The organism is Pelosinus sp. sgz500959 (assembly GCF_042610375.1).
In the GTDB taxonomy this organism is placed as follows: Bacteria; Bacillota; Negativicutes; order DSM-13327; family DSM-13327; genus CTSoil-075.
Map to the genome: position 1 here is coordinate 204,552 of NZ_JBGJZL010000004.1, position 18,687 is coordinate 223,238.

Below are 18,687 nucleotides of genomic sequence, written 5' to 3' on the forward strand. Positions count from 1 at the left end.
AATGAGAATCATCAATACAAAAGAAATGTTAATTAAGGATGTGGCGGCACTACTGAAAAAACCACCTTTTGATCAAGTGGTTTTAGGTGAAGGAGCAAAAGCTCGCATTGCTAAGGTATTTGGTAGTGAACTGACAGCTGTAGAGGTTGTGGAAAAAATTGTAAACGATGTGCGCAGTCAAGGCGATGAAGCTGTTTTTCGTTATACGAGTGACATTGATGGTGTTACTTTAAATGCTGAGACGTTAGAAGTTACCAAGGAAGAATTTGATCAAGCGGCAGCCCAAGTAGATGGTGAGGTTTTAGCGGCTATACGCCAAGCGATTGCCAATGTGAGATCTTTTCATGTAGAACAACTTCCTAAATCATGGCTCACTTATCGGGAACATGGTTCTATGCTTGGGCAAAGTTGTATCCCTTTAGAAAGGGTTGGCATTTATGTACCAGGTGGGACGGCAACCTATCCATCTTCGGTCATTATGAACGCTGTTCCGGCTTCTGTAGCTGGAGTAAAAGAGATCATTATGGTCGTACCCCCAGCAAAAGATGGCAGTGTTAATCCCTATGTGCTGACTGCTGCTCGGGAAGCCGGTGTAAGTCGTATTTTCAAAGTGGGCGGGGCGCAGGCAGTTGCGGCATTAGCCTTTGGTACAGAGCTTATTCCTCAAGTTGATAAAATCACAGGACCAGGTAATATTTTTGTAACATTAGCCAAAAAAGCCGTATATGGTCATTGTGGAATTGATATGCTTGCCGGTCCAAGTGAGATTTTGATTGTAGCCGATCAGACTGCTGATCCTTCTTATATTGCCGCTGATATGCTCAGCCAAGCGGAGCATGACGTATTGGCATCTAGTATTTTAATTACAAATTCTCAAGAATTAGCAGATAAAGTCCAATTTGAAGTTGAACAACAATTGGCGCAGCTACCACGTATGGAGATTGCCAAAGCAGCTTTAGAACGCAATGGATTAATTTTGATTGTGGAAGATATGATAAAGGCAATGGAACTGGCCAATCTGTCCGCACCTGAACATTTAGAAATATTAACGGAGCAACCGTTTGCTATGTTGCCTTATGTACGTAATGCAGGAGCTGTTTTCTTAGGACCTTATTCTCCAGAGCCATTAGGGGATTACTTAGCAGGGCCTAATCATGTATTACCCACGGGTGGGACGGCCAGGTTTTATTCCGTATTGAATGTAGAAACTTTTATGAAAAAAACCAGTATTATTGCTTATACAAAAGAAGCTCTGACGGCAGTGTCCCACCATGTGATCACGCTTGCTGACTCAGAAGGACTTGCGGCTCATGCCAATGCAATTAGAGTGAGGGGAAAATAATGAATTTTGATTATCGACCAGGTTTAGATAAAATAAAGCCTTATTCAATCGAAGAAAAAGAATGGGATATTAAATTGGATGCCAATGAAAGTCCGCATAATTTACCGCCTTTGGTGCGTGAACGAGTCATGAATCAATTTGAATATATGGCATTTAATCGTTACCCCGATATAGGAACACGTGAGCTGCGAACTCTCATTGCAGAAAGTTTTAACATGAACATTCAAAATGTGCAACTTGGCAATGGTTCCAGCGAAATTATTATGAACTTATGTCAGCTGTTTGGCGGACCAGGACGAAGTATTGTTTTTCCTACACCATCTTTCTCTATGTATAGTGTGTATGCTCAGTCTTCCGATAGTGAGCCTGTTGCTGTAACACTAAATGAAGATTATTCAGTACCACGGGAAAAATTTCTTGAAGCAGCAGAAAAATCAAATGCTAAGCTTATTATTTTATGCAATCCTAATAATCCAACGGGTACTGTCATGCCAACGGAAGATATTGAATACATCGTGAGTCGAGCTACATGCCCAGTACTCGTTGATGAAGCATACTTTGAATTTTATGGTGAGTCCGCAGTTGGACTAATGGAAAAATACGACAATCTTATCATTGCGCGGACTTTTTCGAAGGCTTATGGTCTTGCAGCTGCTCGTGTCGGTTATGTGCTGGCTCATGCGGATGTGATTTCCATGCTCGGGCGTGTCATTAAGCCTTATCATATTAATTCCTTGTCTTTGGTTACAGCTGAAATTTTATATCAAATGCGTGATGAATTTATGCCAGGTCTTGAGCAAATTATTGCTGAACGCAAACGGTTGGCGATGGCTTTAGAAAGCATTTCTGGTATTAAAGTTTACCCATCAGAAGCTAATTTTATCTTGATCAAAACAGCAAAATCAAAAGAACTTGCTGCTTATTTATCAGAAAAAAATATTGGTATTCGAGATTTTAGTGCTGCACCAGGTCTCATCAATTGCATTCGGTTTACCGTCGGCACACCTCTAGAGAATGATGGTCTATTAAAATCCATTGTCACTTTTATGAAAGAAGGCATATGATGATGCGTACGGCAGAGATAAAACGTCAGACGGCAGAGACCGATATTACAGCAGCCCTTTCGATTGATGGTACAGGAAAAAGTGACATTGCAACTGGTATTGGTTTTTTTGATCATATGTTGATTTTGTTTACGAAACATGGTTTTCTTGATCTAAATCTTACTGTTGATGGTGATTTATATGTTGATGGGCATCATACTGTAGAAGATACAGGAATTGTATTAGGTCAAGCTTTGACTAAAGCTCTTGGGGATAAAAGTGGTATCAAGCGTTATGGTACAGCTTTTGTACCCATGGATGAAGCTTTGATCATGGTATCTCTTGATATTAGCGGTCGCCCTTTTTTAGCATTTGATGTAGAAATTCCAACTGAGCGTATTGGAAATTTCGATAGTGAACTTACGGAAGAATTTTTACGGGCTCTTGCTGTGCATGCTGGACTGACTCTCCATGTAAAAATGCTTGCGGGGAAAAATGCTCACCATATTGTAGAGGGTGTATTTAAAGCCCTAGGACGAGCACTTGATGAAGCAACGAGGAAAGATGAGCGCATTGTTGGTGTGATGTCGACGAAAGGCATGCTATAGAGAGGGGGTATCATCATGATTGCGATTATTGATTATGGTATGGGCAATTTATTTAGTGTAGAAAAAGCCTTTGTTAAACTAGGGGCAGAGGTCGTCGTTACCAGTGATCCAGAAGTGATCTTAAGTGCTGAGAAGGTTGTATTACCAGGTGTAGGCGCTTTTGGTGATTGCATGAATAATTTGACAGAATGTGGAATGATTGATGTCATTCATACTGTTATAGAGCGAGGTACACCTTTTATTGGGATTTGTCTTGGTATGCAAGTTTTGTTTGAAGGCAGTGAAGAAGACCCCGGCGTAAAAGGTCTCGGAGTTTTTCCAGGGATCGTGCGTAAAATTGTAGCTCCTGAGCTTAAAATTCCTCAAATGGGTTGGAACTCTTTAGAATTTGCTGCTGATAGCCCTTTGTTTTTGAATATGCCGGCTGAGCCTTATGTTTATTTTGTCCATAGCTATCACGCAGTACCTGAAGATTCAGGGATCATTACGGCTGTTGTTGACTATGGCGGTCCAGTAACAGCTGCAGTAGGACGAGGGAATGTGCAAGCCGTACAATTTCATCCAGAAAAATCAAGTACCTTAGGTCTGGCGATGCTGGCGAATTTTAAGGAGATGAAACGATGATTATTTTTCCAGCGATTGATATTAGAGGCGGCAAATGTGTACGACTGACGGAAGGGCGCTTTGACCAAGAAACGATTTTTGCTGACAAACCTGTTGATATGGCAGTGCGTTGGGCAAATGAAGGAGCTCAGTATCTGCATTTAGTTGATTTAGATGGAGCTCTTGCAGGCAAACCTGTCAATATGGCAGCTATCCGAGAAATTATAGAAGCAGTGAAAATTCCTGTTCAATTAGGTGGAGGTATTCGTACCTTAGACAATATTCGAGAGTGTTTAGAAACTGGCGTAGATCGAGTGATTTTAGGTTCTATTGCAGTGCGGGAACCAGAACTCGTTGCGGCAGCTTGCAAATTGTATGGTGATCGAATTGTGGTAGGGATCGATGCCCGTGATGGTCAAGCCGCGGTAGAAGGCTGGGGTGTGACAGGTGGAATTAGTGCAGAAGAACTGGCTAAACGTATGGCTCAGGTGGGAGTTGCACGCATTATTTATACGGATATTTCCCGGGATGGCATGTTATCAGGCGTCAACGTAGAGGCTACTGCTTCCCTAGCTCAGGCGGCAGGTATTCCAGTTATTGCCTCTGGTGGAGTACGGGATATAGACGATATGAAGGCGATTAAAGCAGCAGAGAAGGCAGGCATTGAAGGGGTCATTGTTGGCAAAGCCATCTATATGGGTAGTTTAAATCTGACTGATGCCCTTACGCTAGCACGGGGAGAGTGACAATATGCACACGAAACGTATTATTCCCTGTCTAGATGTGAAAGATGGACGGGTGGTCAAAGGAACTAATTTTGTTGGTTTAAGGGATGCTGGTGACCCCGTAGAACTCGCTTCTATTTATGACCGGGAACTCGCTGATGAACTTATATTTTTAGACATTACTGCATCCTCAGACGAACGTAATACCATGGTGGAGATGGTCGAACGAACTGCATCTCAAGTTTTTATTCCCTTCACAGTAGGCGGTGGTATTCGTACGGTTGAGGATATACGAAAAATGCTAAAAGCGGGGGCTGATAAAGTTTCTCTTAATACAGCAGCCATTAAGAATCCTGAGCTGATTGCCGAAGGAGCCAAACGCTTTGGCAGTCAATGTATTGTTCTTGCTGTCGATGCCAGACAAACAGGAGAGAATAAATGGGAAGTCTATATTAATGGAGGACGTACCCCTACTGGACTTGATGTGATTGATTGGGTGAAAACAGCTACTGGTCTTGGGGCAGGAGAAATACTATTGACCAGTATGGACCAAGATGGTGTGAAAGATGGTTATGATATTCCTCTGACCAGAGCTGTATCAGAAGCAGTCAATGTACCTGTTATTGCCTCTGGTGGTGCAGGTGCTCTAGAACATTTTTATGATGTATTAACTTTAGGTAAAGCCGATGCCGTGTTGGCTGCTTCAGTATTTCACTTTGGCGAATTTACCGTGGGTGAGGTCAAAGAATATCTAAAATCAAGAGGGATCGAGGTAAGAAGATAATGAATATAGATAACATTAAATTTGATGAAAAAGGCTTAGTTCCAGCGATCATTCAGCAGGCTGAAACGGGTATTGTACTGATGCTTGCCTATATGAATAAAGAATCACTTACTAAAACTGTGGAAACGGGTGTCACTTGGTTTTATAGCCGTAGCCGCCACAGTCTATGGCAAAAAGGGGAAACTTCAGGTCATGTACAAAAAGTCCAAGATATCCACTATGACTGTGACGCTGATACCTTACTCATTGAAGTAGAGCAAATAGGTGCTGCTTGCCATGAAGGTACATTATCCTGCTTTAGCCGTAAACTCGGAGAAACTGAAATTGAGGGTGAACTCATTGCCGATACGAGTAAAATCTATGGGCAATCCTTATCAGGTGTTTTACATGATCTTTATCATATTATCAATGATCGTAAATTAAACCCTAAAGAAGGTTCTTATACCACATACCTATTTGAAAAAGGTCAAGATAAAATCTTGAAAAAAGTGGGCGAAGAAGCGGCTGAAACCATTATTGCTTCTAAAAATAATGATAAAAATGAACTGATATCGGAAATGTCGGATTTATGGTATCACTGCTTGGTACTGCTTGCCAATCATGATGTGACTCCGAGTGAGCTGATGGCAGAATTACAAAAAAGAAGAAAATAGCAATAAAAACTTGGCATTTTTGCCAAGTTTTTATTACAATATAGATGCTGTATTAAGGATATTATAAGTTTTAATTCAAATGATAGAGATAGAAAGAGGTGCTAACATGTCAAAAACAATTGGTCAAGAGTTTATGGTGAAAACTCATTATGGAAATTTAGAACCATCAGGTCAAAAACAACAACTGCCTCAGCCACCCTTAGAAGCCTTCTATTCTGGTACGGAAAGAATCATTGACTTACCTATGCCAGAAGATATTCCAGCAATTAATATTGATTTTATGGCTGCTGTTGAACTCAGAACCAGTGTCCGGGATTATCAGCACATGCCAATTAGCTTGCTTGAACTATCTTTTTTACTCTGGTGCACGCAAGGTGTGAAACAAGTGTTAGGGGATAAAGCGACTTTACGTACTGTGCCATCAGCAGGGGCCCGTCATGCCTTTGAAACTTATCTGCTCATTAATCATGTAGAAGGGTTAAAACCTGGCTTGTATCGCTTCCTAGCCCTTGAACATAAGCTTGCTGAGGTCAACATGACAGATCGTATTGCCGAGGAAATAACAGAAGCTTGTTTAGGTCAAAAATTTGTAAGAACCAGTGCTGTCACCTTCATTTGGGCTGCAGATATAGCTCGCATGACCTGGCGTTATGGCGAACGAGGTTATCGCTATATTCATTTAGATGCAGGACATGTTTGCCAGAACCTATATCTATCAGCCCAAGTTATTGGTTGCGGAGCATGTGCTATCGCAGCTTTTGATGATGAGGTACTGAATCAAGTTGTGGGGATTGATGGTGAAGAAAACTTTGTAGTGTATGTGGGGACTGTAGGGAAAAGGTAAGAAAGTAGGTAAGTATAATCATGCAATTTGCAATAGCTGAGAAATCTCATGAAAAATATCTAGAAGATACTGTAGAGGAAATTAGTCAAGACAGCCTATGGAGAAAAAGGCTTTTTGAAGGGGCCTATGATGAACCTTTTTTAATTACATATAAAGAGTTAGATGAATTACCTTGCAGTTTATGGACTGTTTTTTCCCAATATGGTTTGGAGTATTTTGTTTCAAAAGTTGATTCTGAGCGGGAGAAATTTAATAAAGGGCAAATTATTTTTAAATTTGAAGCGAAGGGCTTTCCCCAGTTAGTACAATATTCGTGTAATAACAAAAATGTACTTTAAGATATATTATATTAACTAGGGAGAAAAAAACCAATCGGAGCTTTGGGCTTTTCTGGGTCTTGGCGTTTTAAAGCAACCATCAAAAAACTAATTTGAGTGACATGTTGTATCAGTTCAACATGAGAGCCGTCAGGTAGCACACCTTCAAACCAGATAATGCTAGGGTCTGTATAACCGAGACGTAAGACGCTGAATTGTGTAGATTCTCCAAAACTGACAAGTTGCATACCGACTTCATGTTCTTCATTCAATTCAAACTCAAATTTCTGTATTCGTTGAATCAATTCATTAAAGATATTTTTTGCCGTATACGGCTGATTGATCTCTGTCATCTGTTCGACGAAGGATTTAGCTCTCGACATGGGGATATTTGCTGTGATGCCTTCTAATGGATTCATAATCATACTGGTACACCTCGCAAAAAGGATTTTTGATTCCTTATATTGATCTATTCAATTCAACGAAAAAAGTGCTTGTATGGGAAAAAAGAAGATGCTGCTCAGGCCATGCCTATGAGTAGCATCTTTTTTTATATAGTCATTAGTTTTTTGTAAAAAAGATTGTATATCTTGGAAAAAAATAATTATTTCAAAGAAATGAGAAGGATTTTAAATTCTAAAAGCGTATATATATCATAAGATAGAATTTTAATCCACATTGTGGACTGTAGAAAGGGTGGTTTAATGGTGATAGGGCGGTTGGCAGATCGTTTATTATTGTAGTTTGAAAAAAGGAGTGGTGACATGATTTTAGGTCATATTGATAATCTAGATGATGAAAATATTTTTTATCCAGAGGTTTTACGGAAAGGTTTAGCATACATAAAAAACACAGATTTTTCTGCAATGGCTGATGGGAAGTACGAAATTGATGGCGAAAATATGTTTGCTATTGTTTCAAAATATACACCGGATGCAAAAGAAAATCGTAAAACCGAAACTCATATCAAATACATTGATATACAATATATTCATTCTGGGGAAGAGTTAATCGGATTTAGTCGACTGTCAGACAAAGCGGAGATCTCTGAAGAATATTCTGAAGAGAAAGATGCGACTTTCTATAACAGTGTAGAAAATGAGAACTATAGTAAGGTATCAGCAGGCATGTATGCGTTATGTTTCCCATGGGATATTCATCGCCCAGGTTGTACAAGTCAACCAGATGTGATCGTACACAAGGTTGTACTAAAAATCAAAACCAGTGCTTTAGACGAGAAGTAAGCAACTTTCGGTTATCGTTAAATCAAGTTTTTATAGTCGGTAATTAAGGATTTTTTATAATGGACTAGCAAAATAATTAGCCAGTCGTATATGGTTGATATGTGGTTATAGCATGGAAAAAATATAGAGGTGTTATAACCACATCGAAGCTGAAGAATCATCAGGAGTTTATGAGGAAAGCTGTTGACTAGATCGAATACTAAAGGAAAAGTGCAAAAAAAATAACTAGAATATTTTAAATATTAAGTATAATTACGACAAAAAATGACTTAATATTCAAAAAAGTTGTATATATTGAAAATAAAAGGAGAGTAAGAACATGAAAAAGTCTAAGATTTTAATGTTCCTTATGGCGGCCGTATTTTTAATGGGAACCATTCTATCAGGATGCGGTGGGCAAAAACCTGCAGCTCAACAACAAGCAAATGCACCTAAGTATAAGATTAAATTAGCCACTCAGTTACCTGATAGCCATCCGATAGCGGCAGCTGCTATTTTATATGCTAAGAAAGTAAAAGAGAGAAGTAATGGAGAAATTGAAATTACTGTATTTAATAACGGAACATTAGGTCAGGAACGAGATTTAGTGGAAGGAATGAAGCTTGGTACGGTTGATATGGCAAATGTGAATAGTGCCCTCATGACTAGCTTTGCACCTCGGTGGCAGGTCTTTAGCTTACCTTATCTTTTCCAATCAGAAGAGCATATGTATAAGGTTGTAAATGGACCTATTGGACAACAGCTATTCAAGGAACTTGAGCCAAGTGGTTTAAAAGGTTTAGCTTATCAATGGAGTGGTTTCCGCAGCATAACAACTAAAAAAGGACCTGTGAATGTACCTGAAGATTTAAAAGGATTAAAAATCCGTACCATGCCTGCCAAAACTATGGTTGATGGTATTAATGCCATGGGTGGGATTGCCACTCCTATGGACCAAGGTGCTGTCTATAATGCTTTACAATCGGGTATACTTGATGGCTGGGAAAACAATCCTGCGACTGTATTGTCTTTTAAGATGAATGAAGTATGTCCCTACTTCTCCTATACCAATCATTTTGCTGCTCCAAATATCTTGTTGATTGGTCAAAAGAGTTGGGCAAAACTCTCTCCAGAGGCACAAAAGGTATTAATGGAAGTTTCTGTTGAGTCACAAAAAGACGAAAGTGAGATATTCCAAAAGACTGAAAAAGATGTTGTTGAAAAACTTAAAGCAGCTGGAATGAAATTTAATGAAGTCAATAGTCAACCTTTCTTTGAAAGAGCTAAACCTCTTTGGAAATCCTTAGAAGATGTAGTTGGCAAGCAAACTTTTGATGAAATTGAGAATTTGCGCAGTAAATAATATGTAAGGCTATTATAGTGGTTAGAGTGAGTTTCTAACCACTATAATGACCAGTTGATGGAGGAAAATAAAACTATGATCAATTTTTTACGTTTCATCAGCGATCGGGTCAACAGTTTGGCGAAAGGGTTACTGCTCGCAGCAGCTTGTACCATGGTAACAGCAGTATTTTTACAAATTATCTTTCGTTATGTATTTAAAATGCCTTTATCCTGGTCTGAAGAACTAGCGCGTTACGCATTCATGTGGACGACTTTTCTCGGTGCATCGGTGGCATTACGTTATAATTCTCTACCCAACATTACAATTGGTATAAAACTGCTTCCTGTTAAATTACGGCCTTATTTATTTCTGTTTACACGTGGCATTGCTGTACTTTTTTTCTACCATTTTATTGTTGAAGGAACTAAACTTGCAATCGCAGTTATTCCAGATAAAACACCAGCATTAGATTTTACAATATCTTGGGCTTATGCTGCATTGCCCCTAGGCGGTCTTTTCATGTTGATTCATACTTTGTATCTAGTCGCTGAAGAATCACAGGAAAAATTGGGAAATTCCTTTCTAGGTGTAGGTATTATGTTGGTCGTTGCTGCAGTTTTTTCTTTAGTTACAAGTCAACCCTTTGAACAAATCAATATGTTACTGATTGTCTTATTATTACTATTTTTTGCCATGAGTGTGCCAATTTTTGTTTCATTAGCAATGGTAACAATTATAGCATTTACTGCCACGGGTGATATTCCTTTGACGATTGTCCCTCAACGCATGTTTGTTGGCTTAGATTCATTTACATTAATGGCTGTACCATTTTTTATGTTAGCTGGTGCCATTATGCATGAAGGTGGCATTGCCCTTAGGCTGATCAATTTTGCTAGTTCTTTGATCGGTTGGATACGGGGAGGGTTAATTCCGGCCAATGTGATTGCCAGTGTCATTTTTGCTGATATGTCCGGTTCAGCAGCATCTGATACGGCTGCAATTGGTAATGTCATGATGCCAGGTATGATTAAGCGAGGATATGAGCGGAATTTTGTTACAGCATTGCAAGCTGCTGCTGGATCATTAGGTGTTCAATTTCCTCCTAGTTCAGGTATGTTATTGTATGCTTTTGTTGCGAATGTTTCAATTACCCATTTATTTATGGCTTCCTTTATACCTGGTTTCTTAGTCGCCCTGTCTTTTATCATCACGGGCCTCATCATAGCTCGTAAACGTAATTATCCTGCGGAGGAGTGGGTCGGATTTAAGAATCTAGGTAAGGCATTTATTCACTCAATATGGGCTTTATTTACACCGGTTCTAATTTTGGGCGGCATTTTGGGTGGATTATTTACTGCAACAGAAGCAGGTGCAGTAACGGTTATCTATGCTTTACTCGTAAGTACTGTTTTTTACAAAGAGTTGCCACTTAGTAAAATTCCAGAAGTCGTAACGACGGGTGCTGTCAACACGGCGCGGGTTATGTCCATCGCCTCAGCAGGAATGCTATTGGCTTGGTACTTAGCATCCCAGCAAATACCTCAAGAAATTGCAGGGATGCTGTTTAGTATTACGAATGACCCTTTCTGGATTTTAGTGATTGTTAATATCTTTTTAATTCTGATTCATACCGTATTAGAGACGGGAACATGTATTTTGGTAGTTATTCCTATACTTTTACCAGCAATGTTGGCTGCAGGGGTTGATCCTATTCATTTTGGTATAATTGTGGCGATTAATTCAGCCTTGGGTATGATTTTACCACCAATCGGTATTTGCCTGTTCGTCTCAACAGCAATCACGAATATTAGCTTAGAGGCTGTTACCAAAGCGGTATGGCCATTTGCATTGGCGAATTTGATTGTATTGTCCATTGTCACGGCTTGCCCATGGATTGTACAGATAATACCCAATATGATGGGGATATTAAAGTAAAATAAATGGAACGATCAGTTTGGTTAGCTCTTTATTTTGCAAAAGGAAATGGTTGAAATCAGCAACGGTTTCCTTTTGTAAAATTTGTAATAGGAAAGGACATAAATATATTTTGTGTATAGGAGAAAGACATGAGAAAAACACAAATAATAAGTAACTCGTTATTTTCTTTATTGTTTTCTTTTTTAGGACTTTGGCTAATGGGAACCTCTGAAATCTTGTTTGGTTGTTTAGTTGTTATAATCGCTAATGTAGCATTTATAGCAATCATTTATAAGTGTTTGCATGGAAGTCATCTAGATTCTAGACCATTGAGTGAAGTTTCTAACTTGATAAAATTAGGTAAACTTGAAGGTTGGGAAAATGCTGTACAAGATAAAAAAATGAATCCAGATCTGTTATTTATTGTTCAAGAGTTTACTTTGGTAATCAAGAAATTTCGTGGTTCTGTGAAGCAAATCTTAAAACTTTCAAATGTAGTGATTGATACAACTAAAGATTCAACTGAGATCTCTAAATCGATGCTAACAGCTAACAATGCCGTTTCGAGTGGTGCAGAGCAGCAAGCGCAAGATACGGAAAAATGTTTACAAACGATTTCAGCGCTTTCGGATAAGTTTGATCATGTTTCTCATGCGATCAGTATTACGGAAGATAAAATACATAATTTAGACCAATTAAATACACTTGGTAATGAAAATATGTCAAATGCACGATTGAAAAGTGAGGAAGCAAAGGATACTTTTCTGCATGTAATGAATACAGTGGTAAAATTAAAAGATAGTGCAAATAATATTAATCAGATTGTAGGAGCGATGACTGAAATTTCAAATCAGACAAATTTACTATCTTTGAATGCATCAATTGAGGCGGCGAGGGCAGGTGAGTTTGGTAAAGGATTTTCTGTTGTTGCAGGTGAGATAAGAAAATTAGCAGAACAAAGCTTTAAATCTTCAAGACAAATTTCAGAGATTATTTCTTCAATTCAAAATCAGATTGAAAATACTGTAATTTTTATTAGTAGTACTGCTGAAAAGATTGAAGCTCAAACAGAATCGGTCAATGAAGTAAGTACTACTTTTAAGAAGATCGATGAAAATGTCAGAGAGGTTGTTGTTCAACAAACGGTAGTCAAAGATAATATGAGTGAATTACTAATTATGAAAAATGAACTTGCAGATGCGATTACAAATGTAGCTATGATTGCTCAAGAATCAACTGCTACCGCAGAAGAAGCAACATCAATGAATATGCAGTTAAAAGAATCGGATGAAGTGTTGTACGATTTAGCTGAAAAATTAAAAGTGACTGTTGCAGATGTAGTGACCTATGTTGATAAATATGATGTCCAAGAAGAACAGGAAGAAAAAGTAAAATTAGCCTTAGTTACAGTGAATCCGGGTAATAGTGCATTTAATAACACAATGGTAGAAAATGCTAAAAAGACAGCCGATAAATATGATTATGAGTTGTTCGTAAAATGGCCTCAGCATCCGACTCATGAAGAACAGGTTAAAGTGATAAAAGAACTGTGCGACAAAGGAATCAATTATCTGATCATTGTGGCTGCATCAGCAGAAAAAATGACTCCAATCATCAATGATATGAGCCAGCGAGGAATTCAAACCGTTTGTATTGACAGTGATGTCCCGGGGAGTAAACGAATTTGTTATATCGGCACTGATAATTATTCTGCAGGACGAAATGTAGGCAAGCTAATTGCAAAAAACCTTGCTAAAGGTAATGTGATCATAAGTTCACCTAATAATACTTGGCCGAATATGCAGCAAAGAATTCGAGGAATAACAGATTACCTTATTGATTTCCCTCAAATCAAAATAATAGGTCATCAGACAGGACATGTAAATATAGATGATCGCAGTAAGGATTTAGAACGAATCATGAAAGAATATCCTCAAGTTGATCTCATTGCGGGAATCAATACCTCATTTACACAGGTTATTGACAAGGTTAAATCAAAGGGAATTTTAACTGGGAAAAAAATCATTGGTTTTGATAATGTATCTGATAACATACGTGCTTTGAAAGATAATACTCTTGATGCACTGCTTGCCCAACGCCAAGATATTTTTGCTCAAGTAGCAATTAAATGTATTTATGAACACCGTATGAATCATCGTGTAAATACAATAGAACATATTGATACTTATGAGATCAATAAAATGAGTATCAAGCATTAATCAAATATCATAAGTACAAAATAATATAAAAAGCTCTATCATGGTAATAAATTACTATGGTAGAGCTTTTTATATGTATGAAGATGATGATCGTAAATATAGTTGTGCTTATTAAAAAACAATTGATTTTTAATAAACACAACTATATAATGTCTATATAATAACAAACGAATATAGGATGTGTTTAAAACATGGATATTTTAGATTTATTTTGGAATGCGTCATTAGAGGAACTGACAAAGGGATACATTGAGGAAAAAAAATATTATATATGCTTGTTGTGTGGTAAAAAAATTGAAAAAGGAATTATTTATCCTGAGGGTGGGATTTTCTATGAAGCAGAAAAAACCATGTGTATTCATATCGAAAATATTCATGGATCCGTATTTGAATATTTGATCCAATTAGATAAAAAAATTACAGGGCTTACGGATCATCAAAATAGCCTCCTGAGGCTTTTTTATCAAGGAAAAAGTGATATAGAAGTACAAAAAGAAATGGAGATTGGTAGTGCTTCTACCATTCGTAATCATCGTTTCATTTTAAAAGAGAAAGAACGTCAAGCTAAAGTTTTTTTAACGATGATGGAACTTTTAAAAGAGAAAGACGATCATGCACCAACTTTTTTAAATTTTCATAACACTGCTACGATGATGGATGATCGGTATAACATTACTTGCGAGGAAAAGGAAGAAATTCTGAAAAAACAATTTCCTCAAGGAGTTGAAGGTTCATTAAAAAGTTTTTCCCTAAAGGAAAAACACAAGTTAGTTGTTCTTCAAGAAATTGCGAAACGGTTTGAAGGTGAGCGAATTTATAATGAAAAAGAGGTGAATCTAATTTTAAAACCTATTTATGAAGATTATGTCACAGTGCGAAGATATTTAATTGAATATGGTTTTTTGGATAGAACAGTTGATGGAAGTCAATATTGGTTAAAGAAATAATAATAGAAAGTAGGAAAATAAAAAATGGATCATAAAAAAGACTTAAAACGCTTATATAAAGAAATAAAAATAGAACCTGGTATATTTCAAATTAAAAATATAAAAAATGAAAAAGTGTTTATTAAAATCAGTAAAAATTTAAAAACAATGAATGGTCAGAAATTCCAATTAGAACATGGCAGTCATCCCAATAAGCAACTCCAAAAAGAATGGAATCAATTTGGTAAGGATTCATTTGTTTTTGAAGTATTAGAAGTGGTGAAAAATCAAAATGAAGAATTTTTTAATGAAAAAGAAGAGTTGAAAAAACTTGAAGAAAAATGGCTGAATCAGCTTCAGCCATTTGGAGATAGAGGTTATCATTAAGGGAAAAAGACCATGGGCTCAATACACAGTGTAATTCTGTATATTGAGCCCATGCATTTTTCCTGTAGATCCGTAAACGATTAAAATTTTATACTATTTCCAAATTCCGCTTGCTGATATATTCGTAAGCTTTTTTTGCTGGTAGGGCAGGGCTATATAGATAACCTTGATAATGCACACAACCTAGCTGGCGCAATTTATCCCGCTGTTCCTCGGTCTCGACATATTCTACAATTGTTTTAATGTCAAGGGATGAACAAAGGGTTATAATTGATGCGACAATTTCCTGACAATTTTTGTCCCTTGTCATGTCGATACTTAATGAACGATCGATTTTCAATGTATCGATTGGGAAATCTTTAATGTAGGTTAGTGAACTATGTCCCATACCAAAATCATCGATAGCAATACGAATTCCCATTTCATGGAGATTCGTTAATATATTGTGTGTTTGGAGATCGTTGTTCATTGCAATGTTTTCTGTGATTTCGATTTCTAGTTCCTGAGGGGGGATATTATTTTTAAAAAGGGCTTGGGAGATATCTTCTAAGATCCTCCCTTGATAAAATTGGGTAGATGATACATTAACAGACATGAGTACGTTAATCCCAGCATCGTTCCAAATTTTATGCTGCTGACACGCAGTATCAATAACCCATTTGCCCAGAGTATGAATCAGCCCTGACTCTTCGGCAATCATAATAATTAAGGGTGGTGGTATGCGTCCGAATCTTTGATGAGGCCAGCGCAAAAGAGCCTCAACACCTGTGACGCGTTCGTCCTGGCCAATTTGAGGTTGATATTCAAGAAGGAGTTCTTGTTTATCGAGGGCAACTTTTAAATCATAGGCTAGAACTCGAGCCAAATTTCCAATACTATCACGCCGCGTGAATATTCCTTGAGGTACGTATGCTTGTTGTGAGATTGCAAGTTCAAAAAGATGATCGATTGCATGTCTCATTTCTAGATGCTTTTGTTTGTCAGCTAGAAGGACGAAAGGGAGATAGAGTGCGACACCAACTATAATATTAATAAGTTGTAGAACTACCCCAGTCCAAGAGTGACTTGACATATAACCATTTAGTAAAACAGGCATTGTCCATGTGAATACATCACTGGTAACAGGTACAAACCCCATGACTGTTGCAGCGTATGATATTAAAGTACTCATGATCGGCACCATTAAAAAAGGTATAAGATAGATGGGATTGAGAACAATTGGTAAACCAAAGATTAATAATTCATTAATATTAAAAATACCCGGTATAATTGACAATTTAGCTAACCAGGCTCGATTATCTTTTCTTGATACCATTAATATTGCAATAATAAGAGATAAAGTTGAACCAGTACCGCCGATCGTAACATAAGTACTGATAAACGTAGAAGTTAAAATCTCAGTTGGGGCTTCTCCAGCAAGATAAATAACCATATTATGATCAGCGACAGACGAATAAACACCTTGGAAAATTGCACTGAGAAGATTTTGTCCATGTACTCCAATGAACCATAAAAATTGGACCATAATTTGAAATATAATCCCCATGACAAGAGTATTCTGCATCTGAATAAAAGGTAATTTAATGAGATCATAAAAAAAATGATGAAAATCTTGAATACCAATAAGAGTTGCCATGTATTTCATGAAGGCAAATAGGAACAATGTAATAGCAGCTGGTAGGATAGCATTCACGGCTTGTGAAACAATTGGATCTGGTTCATCTAAAAAGATTCCGATACACATTTTTTTTATTGAAATCAAATAAAAGAAAATTTCAGAAGTAATCATGGCTGTCAAGATCGCAGGGAATAGTCCGAGAATACCTAACCAATCAAGGGGGAGGCCAAGTAGTCCTTGACTACTTATTGGATGCATGATTGCAATCAAACAAGTCAAAGATACGATAGATGCCATTGCTGGATGGATGGTCCCATTCTGAGTGAATTGACTAGATTCAGCTAAGAAGTAACTAATTGCTAATACGATTAGGATTGACATCATGCCAAATGTCGCATTATAGATAGAACTAAAAATAGTTTGCCACTCAGGTCCTAAGATAGTAATCATAGACTGTTGATAGGCTGGCAACGGAAAATTCATCAGCATAATTGCAAAGGAGCCAATGACTATGAAGGGCATGTTAAGTAGTAAGCCACGTCTTATGGCACTAATATGCCTTTGTTTAGCAACTTTTTCCGATAATACTACTAGTTTTTGTAGATAGTGATAGGTTGGATCCTGATTTCTTGGTAATTTCGTATTAGTTTTATTGACAGTTTCCATTCCATAACCTCTCTTTAAGTTGGAAAAATGGTATTCAGCTCGATTTATAAGGAAGTATTCTTAGTTTTTCTTTGCTTAGATTAATTCACATTTATAATAAGATAGATACTATATTTACCACAAAAAACAAATTTCTACAATTTTAGATTTCTACATGATATGAACGAATCCCTTGCAAAAATTACTTTTTTTTTACAAGAGATTCGTTCATATTTTATATTTATTGATTAAAAAGCGAGAAAAGAGAAAATATAATAAAAATCATATTAATAAAAAAGAATGATTGACGTGTAAAAAAATCCTATAAAAATAGAGATTTTTACTGAATTAAATTAGCCAATAGAAGTCATAATAAGGTGAATGGAGGTAATACAAATGACAGTTGCTTCGCAAGTTAAAAAGACACTCGCCACTCTAAAAGGCAATCAGGGGACATTACGATTATATGCCTTGCAGGCAAGAGATGAAGAAACTAAGATGGCTTACAATGAGGCATTGGAGTGTACAGGGACAATCATAAGCGACCTGCAAAAAAGGGTACAAATTTTAGAAAATCAAGAACCCCAATATAAAGGGAACTAATCAGGAGAATAAAAAATGCAAACATGGATGCAAATATTATTTAGTTCAATAGCGTTGTTTTTTTTGCTGCTTGTTTTAATTAGGTTAATGGGAAAAAGAAATATTGTCCACATGACGGCTTTTAAATTTGTAAACTATATGGTAATTGCAGTTATTATAGCAATCATGTCATTAAATTTGATTACAGATCGTGCTTTCGGATTGATTGCTCTTGGTGTTTGGGTATTATTGCCCATTGGATTAGACTATTTGTCTCTAAAAAGTAAGTGGATTCATGACATAATTAACGGCAAAGAAACCATTTTAATAAAACATGGAAAAATTATGGAAGAGAATCTTTTGCAAACAAGATTAACAGCAGAAGAACTTTTGCGAGATTTGCGTTCTAAAAATGCTTTTAATGTAGCAGATGTAGAATTTGCTGTGATGGAAGATACGGGTGATATTAATATCTTGATGAAATCCAACAAAAAGCCCATATCTTCTTATGAGTTAGGGATCAAAGTAGCACCATTGGCGGAGCCACAAACAGTCATACTCGATGGAAATATTTTAAATGAATCATTATTTTCATTAGGCTTTAATAGAGAGTGGCTAGAGATCAAGTTGGAAACGATAGGGGTTTCTGTTGATAATGTTTTCATTGGGCAAGTCGATTCATCAGGAGATTTATACCTGGATCTATTTGATGACTCTATGCAATTGCCACAGCCCCAAGTGAAAGAAATGCTGTATGCAAATTTTGAAAGTAGTCAAGCTGATCTTATGAGTTTTGCCTTAGAGACAACTAATGAGACCGCGAAGGCAATGTATTTGGAGCATGCTAAGAAATTAGAACAACTGATGAAAAAACTCAAGCCCTATTTATTGCGATAGAAGGTGAAT

19 protein-coding genes are annotated in these 18,687 nt (G+C 37.1%); 17 read left to right on the forward strand and 2 right to left on the reverse strand.

What is annotated here, in order from left to right; translation table 11 throughout:
- Position 1 precedes the first annotated feature (1 nt).
- The 9 genes from hisD to ACAN52_RS08045 all read left to right on the forward strand — a co-directional run bounded on the left by hisD (position 2) and on the right by ACAN52_RS08045 (position 6,940).
- Positions 2–1,342 carry a histidinol dehydrogenase gene (hisD, locus tag ACAN52_RS08005; protein ID WP_378954096.1) on the forward strand — a complete coding sequence of 447 codons (1,341 nt, stop codon included), beginning with the start codon at positions 2–4 and terminating at the stop codon, positions 1,340–1,342.
- On the forward strand, positions 1,342–2,406 hold the full coding sequence (gene hisC, locus ACAN52_RS08010) for a histidinol-phosphate transaminase (protein ID WP_378954097.1): 1,065 nt from the start codon (positions 1,342–1,344) through the stop codon (positions 2,404–2,406). Before hisD ends, hisC begins: the two co-directional genes overlap by 1 nt.
- Positions 2,406–2,993, forward strand: a complete 588-nt coding sequence (gene hisB / locus ACAN52_RS08015) for an imidazoleglycerol-phosphate dehydratase HisB (RefSeq protein WP_378954367.1) — start codon at positions 2,406–2,408, stop codon at positions 2,991–2,993. The genes hisC and hisB overlap by 1 nt, the downstream gene beginning before the upstream one ends.
- 15 nt (positions 2,994–3,008) lie before the next feature.
- The gene (gene hisH, locus ACAN52_RS08020; RefSeq protein WP_378954098.1) at positions 3,009–3,617 is read left to right on the forward strand and encodes an imidazole glycerol phosphate synthase subunit HisH; all 609 of its coding nucleotides are present in this window, start codon (positions 3,009–3,011) and stop codon (positions 3,615–3,617) included.
- On the forward strand, positions 3,614–4,342 hold the full coding sequence (gene hisA, locus ACAN52_RS08025) for a 1-(5-phosphoribosyl)-5-[(5-phosphoribosylamino)methylideneamino]imidazole-4-carboxamide isomerase (protein ID WP_378954099.1): 729 nt from the start codon (positions 3,614–3,616) through the stop codon (positions 4,340–4,342). Before hisH ends, hisA begins: the two co-directional genes overlap by 4 nt.
- Positions 4,343–4,346: 4 nt before the next feature.
- Positions 4,347–5,105 carry an imidazole glycerol phosphate synthase subunit HisF gene (gene hisF, locus ACAN52_RS08030; protein ID WP_378954101.1) on the forward strand — a complete coding sequence of 253 codons (759 nt, stop codon included), beginning with the start codon at positions 4,347–4,349 and terminating at the stop codon, positions 5,103–5,105.
- Positions 5,105–5,758 (forward strand): bifunctional phosphoribosyl-AMP cyclohydrolase/phosphoribosyl-ATP diphosphatase HisIE, encoded by a 654-nt coding sequence (gene hisIE, locus ACAN52_RS08035; protein WP_378954102.1) that lies wholly within the window; start codon positions 5,105–5,107, stop codon positions 5,756–5,758. Before hisF ends, hisIE begins: the two co-directional genes overlap by 1 nt.
- A gap of 106 nt (positions 5,759–5,864) precedes the next feature.
- Positions 5,865–6,602 carry a SagB/ThcOx family dehydrogenase gene (locus ACAN52_RS08040; RefSeq protein WP_378954104.1) on the forward strand — a complete coding sequence of 246 codons (738 nt, stop codon included), beginning with the start codon at positions 5,865–5,867 and terminating at the stop codon, positions 6,600–6,602.
- A 20-nt stretch (positions 6,603–6,622) separates the two neighbouring features.
- Positions 6,623–6,940, forward strand: a complete 318-nt coding sequence (locus tag ACAN52_RS08045; protein WP_378954105.1) for a hypothetical protein — start codon at positions 6,623–6,625, stop codon at positions 6,938–6,940.
- A gap of 11 nt (positions 6,941–6,951) precedes the next feature.
- Here the strand turns inward: ACAN52_RS08045 and ACAN52_RS08050 are convergent, their stop codons facing one another.
- Positions 6,952–7,344, reverse strand: a complete 393-nt coding sequence (locus tag ACAN52_RS08050; protein ID WP_378954106.1) for a DUF6173 family protein — start codon at positions 7,342–7,344, stop codon at positions 6,952–6,954.
- A gap of 339 nt (positions 7,345–7,683) precedes the next feature.
- Between ACAN52_RS08050 and ACAN52_RS08055 the strand changes: the two genes are divergently transcribed.
- The 6 genes from ACAN52_RS08055 (at position 7,684) to ACAN52_RS08080 (ending at position 14,936) form a co-directional block, all read left to right on the forward strand.
- Positions 7,684–8,163 carry a YhcH/YjgK/YiaL family protein gene (locus tag ACAN52_RS08055; RefSeq protein WP_378954107.1) on the forward strand — a complete coding sequence of 160 codons (480 nt, stop codon included), beginning with the start codon at positions 7,684–7,686 and terminating at the stop codon, positions 8,161–8,163.
- Positions 8,164–8,482: 319 nt separating this feature from the next.
- Positions 8,483–9,505 carry a TRAP transporter substrate-binding protein gene (locus ACAN52_RS08060; RefSeq protein ID WP_378954108.1) on the forward strand — a complete coding sequence of 341 codons (1,023 nt, stop codon included), beginning with the start codon at positions 8,483–8,485 and terminating at the stop codon, positions 9,503–9,505.
- Positions 9,506–9,580: 75 nt separating this feature from the next.
- Positions 9,581–11,422: a TRAP transporter large permease subunit gene (locus ACAN52_RS08065; protein WP_378954109.1), complete on the forward strand. Its 1,842-nt coding sequence runs from the start codon at positions 9,581–9,583 to the stop codon at positions 11,420–11,422.
- A 131-nt stretch (positions 11,423–11,553) separates the two neighbouring features.
- Complete coding sequence (locus ACAN52_RS08070) at positions 11,554–13,623, forward strand: substrate-binding domain-containing protein (RefSeq protein WP_378954111.1); 2,070 nt, start codon at positions 11,554–11,556, stop codon at positions 13,621–13,623.
- A gap of 191 nt (positions 13,624–13,814) precedes the next feature.
- On the forward strand, positions 13,815–14,570 hold the full coding sequence (locus ACAN52_RS08075; RefSeq protein WP_378954113.1) for a DUF2087 domain-containing protein: 756 nt from the start codon (positions 13,815–13,817) through the stop codon (positions 14,568–14,570).
- Positions 14,571–14,594: 24 nt separating this feature from the next.
- On the forward strand, positions 14,595–14,936 hold the full coding sequence (locus ACAN52_RS08080; protein ID WP_378954114.1) for a GIY-YIG nuclease family protein: 342 nt from the start codon (positions 14,595–14,597) through the stop codon (positions 14,934–14,936).
- 88 nt (positions 14,937–15,024) lie between these two features.
- On the opposite strand, the gene ACAN52_RS08085 is transcribed toward ACAN52_RS08080, so the two are convergent.
- On the reverse strand, positions 15,025–17,220 hold the full coding sequence (locus ACAN52_RS08085) for an EAL domain-containing protein (protein WP_378954116.1): 2,196 nt from the start codon (positions 17,218–17,220) through the stop codon (positions 15,025–15,027).
- 375 nt (positions 17,221–17,595) lie between these two features.
- Between ACAN52_RS08085 and ACAN52_RS08090 the strand changes: the two genes are divergently transcribed.
- Together ACAN52_RS08090 and ACAN52_RS08095 are read left to right on the forward strand one after the other, a co-directional pair.
- A complete protein-coding gene (locus ACAN52_RS08090; protein ID WP_378954117.1) occupies positions 17,596–17,802 on the forward strand; it encodes a DUF1657 domain-containing protein in 207 nt (68 codons plus the stop codon).
- Positions 17,803–17,817: 15 nt separating this feature from the next.
- On the forward strand, positions 17,818–18,678 hold the full coding sequence (locus ACAN52_RS08095) for a DUF421 domain-containing protein (RefSeq protein WP_378954119.1): 861 nt from the start codon (positions 17,818–17,820) through the stop codon (positions 18,676–18,678).
- Positions 18,679–18,687: the final 9 nt, after the last annotated feature.

Excerpts from the sequence above, each read along its gene's own strand:
- ACAN52_RS08045 (WP_378954105.1), top strand. The coding sequence starts at position 6,623 with ATGCAATTTGCAATAGCTGAGAAATCTCATGAAAAATATCTAGAAGAT.
- hisA (WP_378954099.1), top strand. The coding sequence starts at position 3,614 with ATGATTATTTTTCCAGCGATTGATATTAGAGGCGGCAAATGTGTACGA.
- ACAN52_RS08090 (WP_378954117.1), top strand. The coding sequence starts at position 17,596 with ATGACAGTTGCTTCGCAAGTTAAAAAGACACTCGCCACTCTAAAAGGC.
- ACAN52_RS08070 (WP_378954111.1), top strand. The coding sequence starts at position 11,554 with ATGAGAAAAACACAAATAATAAGTAACTCGTTATTTTCTTTATTGTTT.
- ACAN52_RS08050 (WP_378954106.1), bottom strand. The coding sequence starts at position 7,344 with ATGATTATGAATCCATTAGAAGGCATCACAGCAAATATCCCCATGTCG.
- hisIE (WP_378954102.1), top strand. The coding sequence starts at position 5,105 with ATGAATATAGATAACATTAAATTTGATGAAAAAGGCTTAGTTCCAGCG.
- hisC (WP_378954097.1), top strand. The coding sequence starts at position 1,342 with ATGAATTTTGATTATCGACCAGGTTTAGATAAAATAAAGCCTTATTCA.
- hisH (WP_378954098.1), top strand. The coding sequence starts at position 3,009 with ATGATTGCGATTATTGATTATGGTATGGGCAATTTATTTAGTGTAGAA.
- hisB (WP_378954367.1), top strand. The coding sequence starts at position 2,406 with ATGATGCGTACGGCAGAGATAAAACGTCAGACGGCAGAGACCGATATT.
- ACAN52_RS08080 (WP_378954114.1), top strand. The coding sequence starts at position 14,595 with ATGGATCATAAAAAAGACTTAAAACGCTTATATAAAGAAATAAAAATA.
- hisD (WP_378954096.1), top strand. The coding sequence starts at position 2 with ATGAGAATCATCAATACAAAAGAAATGTTAATTAAGGATGTGGCGGCA.
- ACAN52_RS08095 (WP_378954119.1), top strand. The coding sequence starts at position 17,818 with ATGCAAACATGGATGCAAATATTATTTAGTTCAATAGCGTTGTTTTTT.
- ACAN52_RS08055 (WP_378954107.1), top strand. The coding sequence starts at position 7,684 with ATGATTTTAGGTCATATTGATAATCTAGATGATGAAAATATTTTTTAT.
- hisF (WP_378954101.1), top strand. The coding sequence starts at position 4,347 with ATGCACACGAAACGTATTATTCCCTGTCTAGATGTGAAAGATGGACGG.
- ACAN52_RS08065 (WP_378954109.1), top strand. The coding sequence starts at position 9,581 with ATGATCAATTTTTTACGTTTCATCAGCGATCGGGTCAACAGTTTGGCG.
- ACAN52_RS08040 (WP_378954104.1), top strand. The coding sequence starts at position 5,865 with ATGTCAAAAACAATTGGTCAAGAGTTTATGGTGAAAACTCATTATGGA.
- ACAN52_RS08085 (WP_378954116.1), bottom strand. The coding sequence starts at position 17,220 with ATGGAAACTGTCAATAAAACTAATACGAAATTACCAAGAAATCAGGAT.
- ACAN52_RS08075 (WP_378954113.1), top strand. The coding sequence starts at position 13,815 with ATGGATATTTTAGATTTATTTTGGAATGCGTCATTAGAGGAACTGACA.
- ACAN52_RS08060 (WP_378954108.1), top strand. The coding sequence starts at position 8,483 with ATGAAAAAGTCTAAGATTTTAATGTTCCTTATGGCGGCCGTATTTTTA.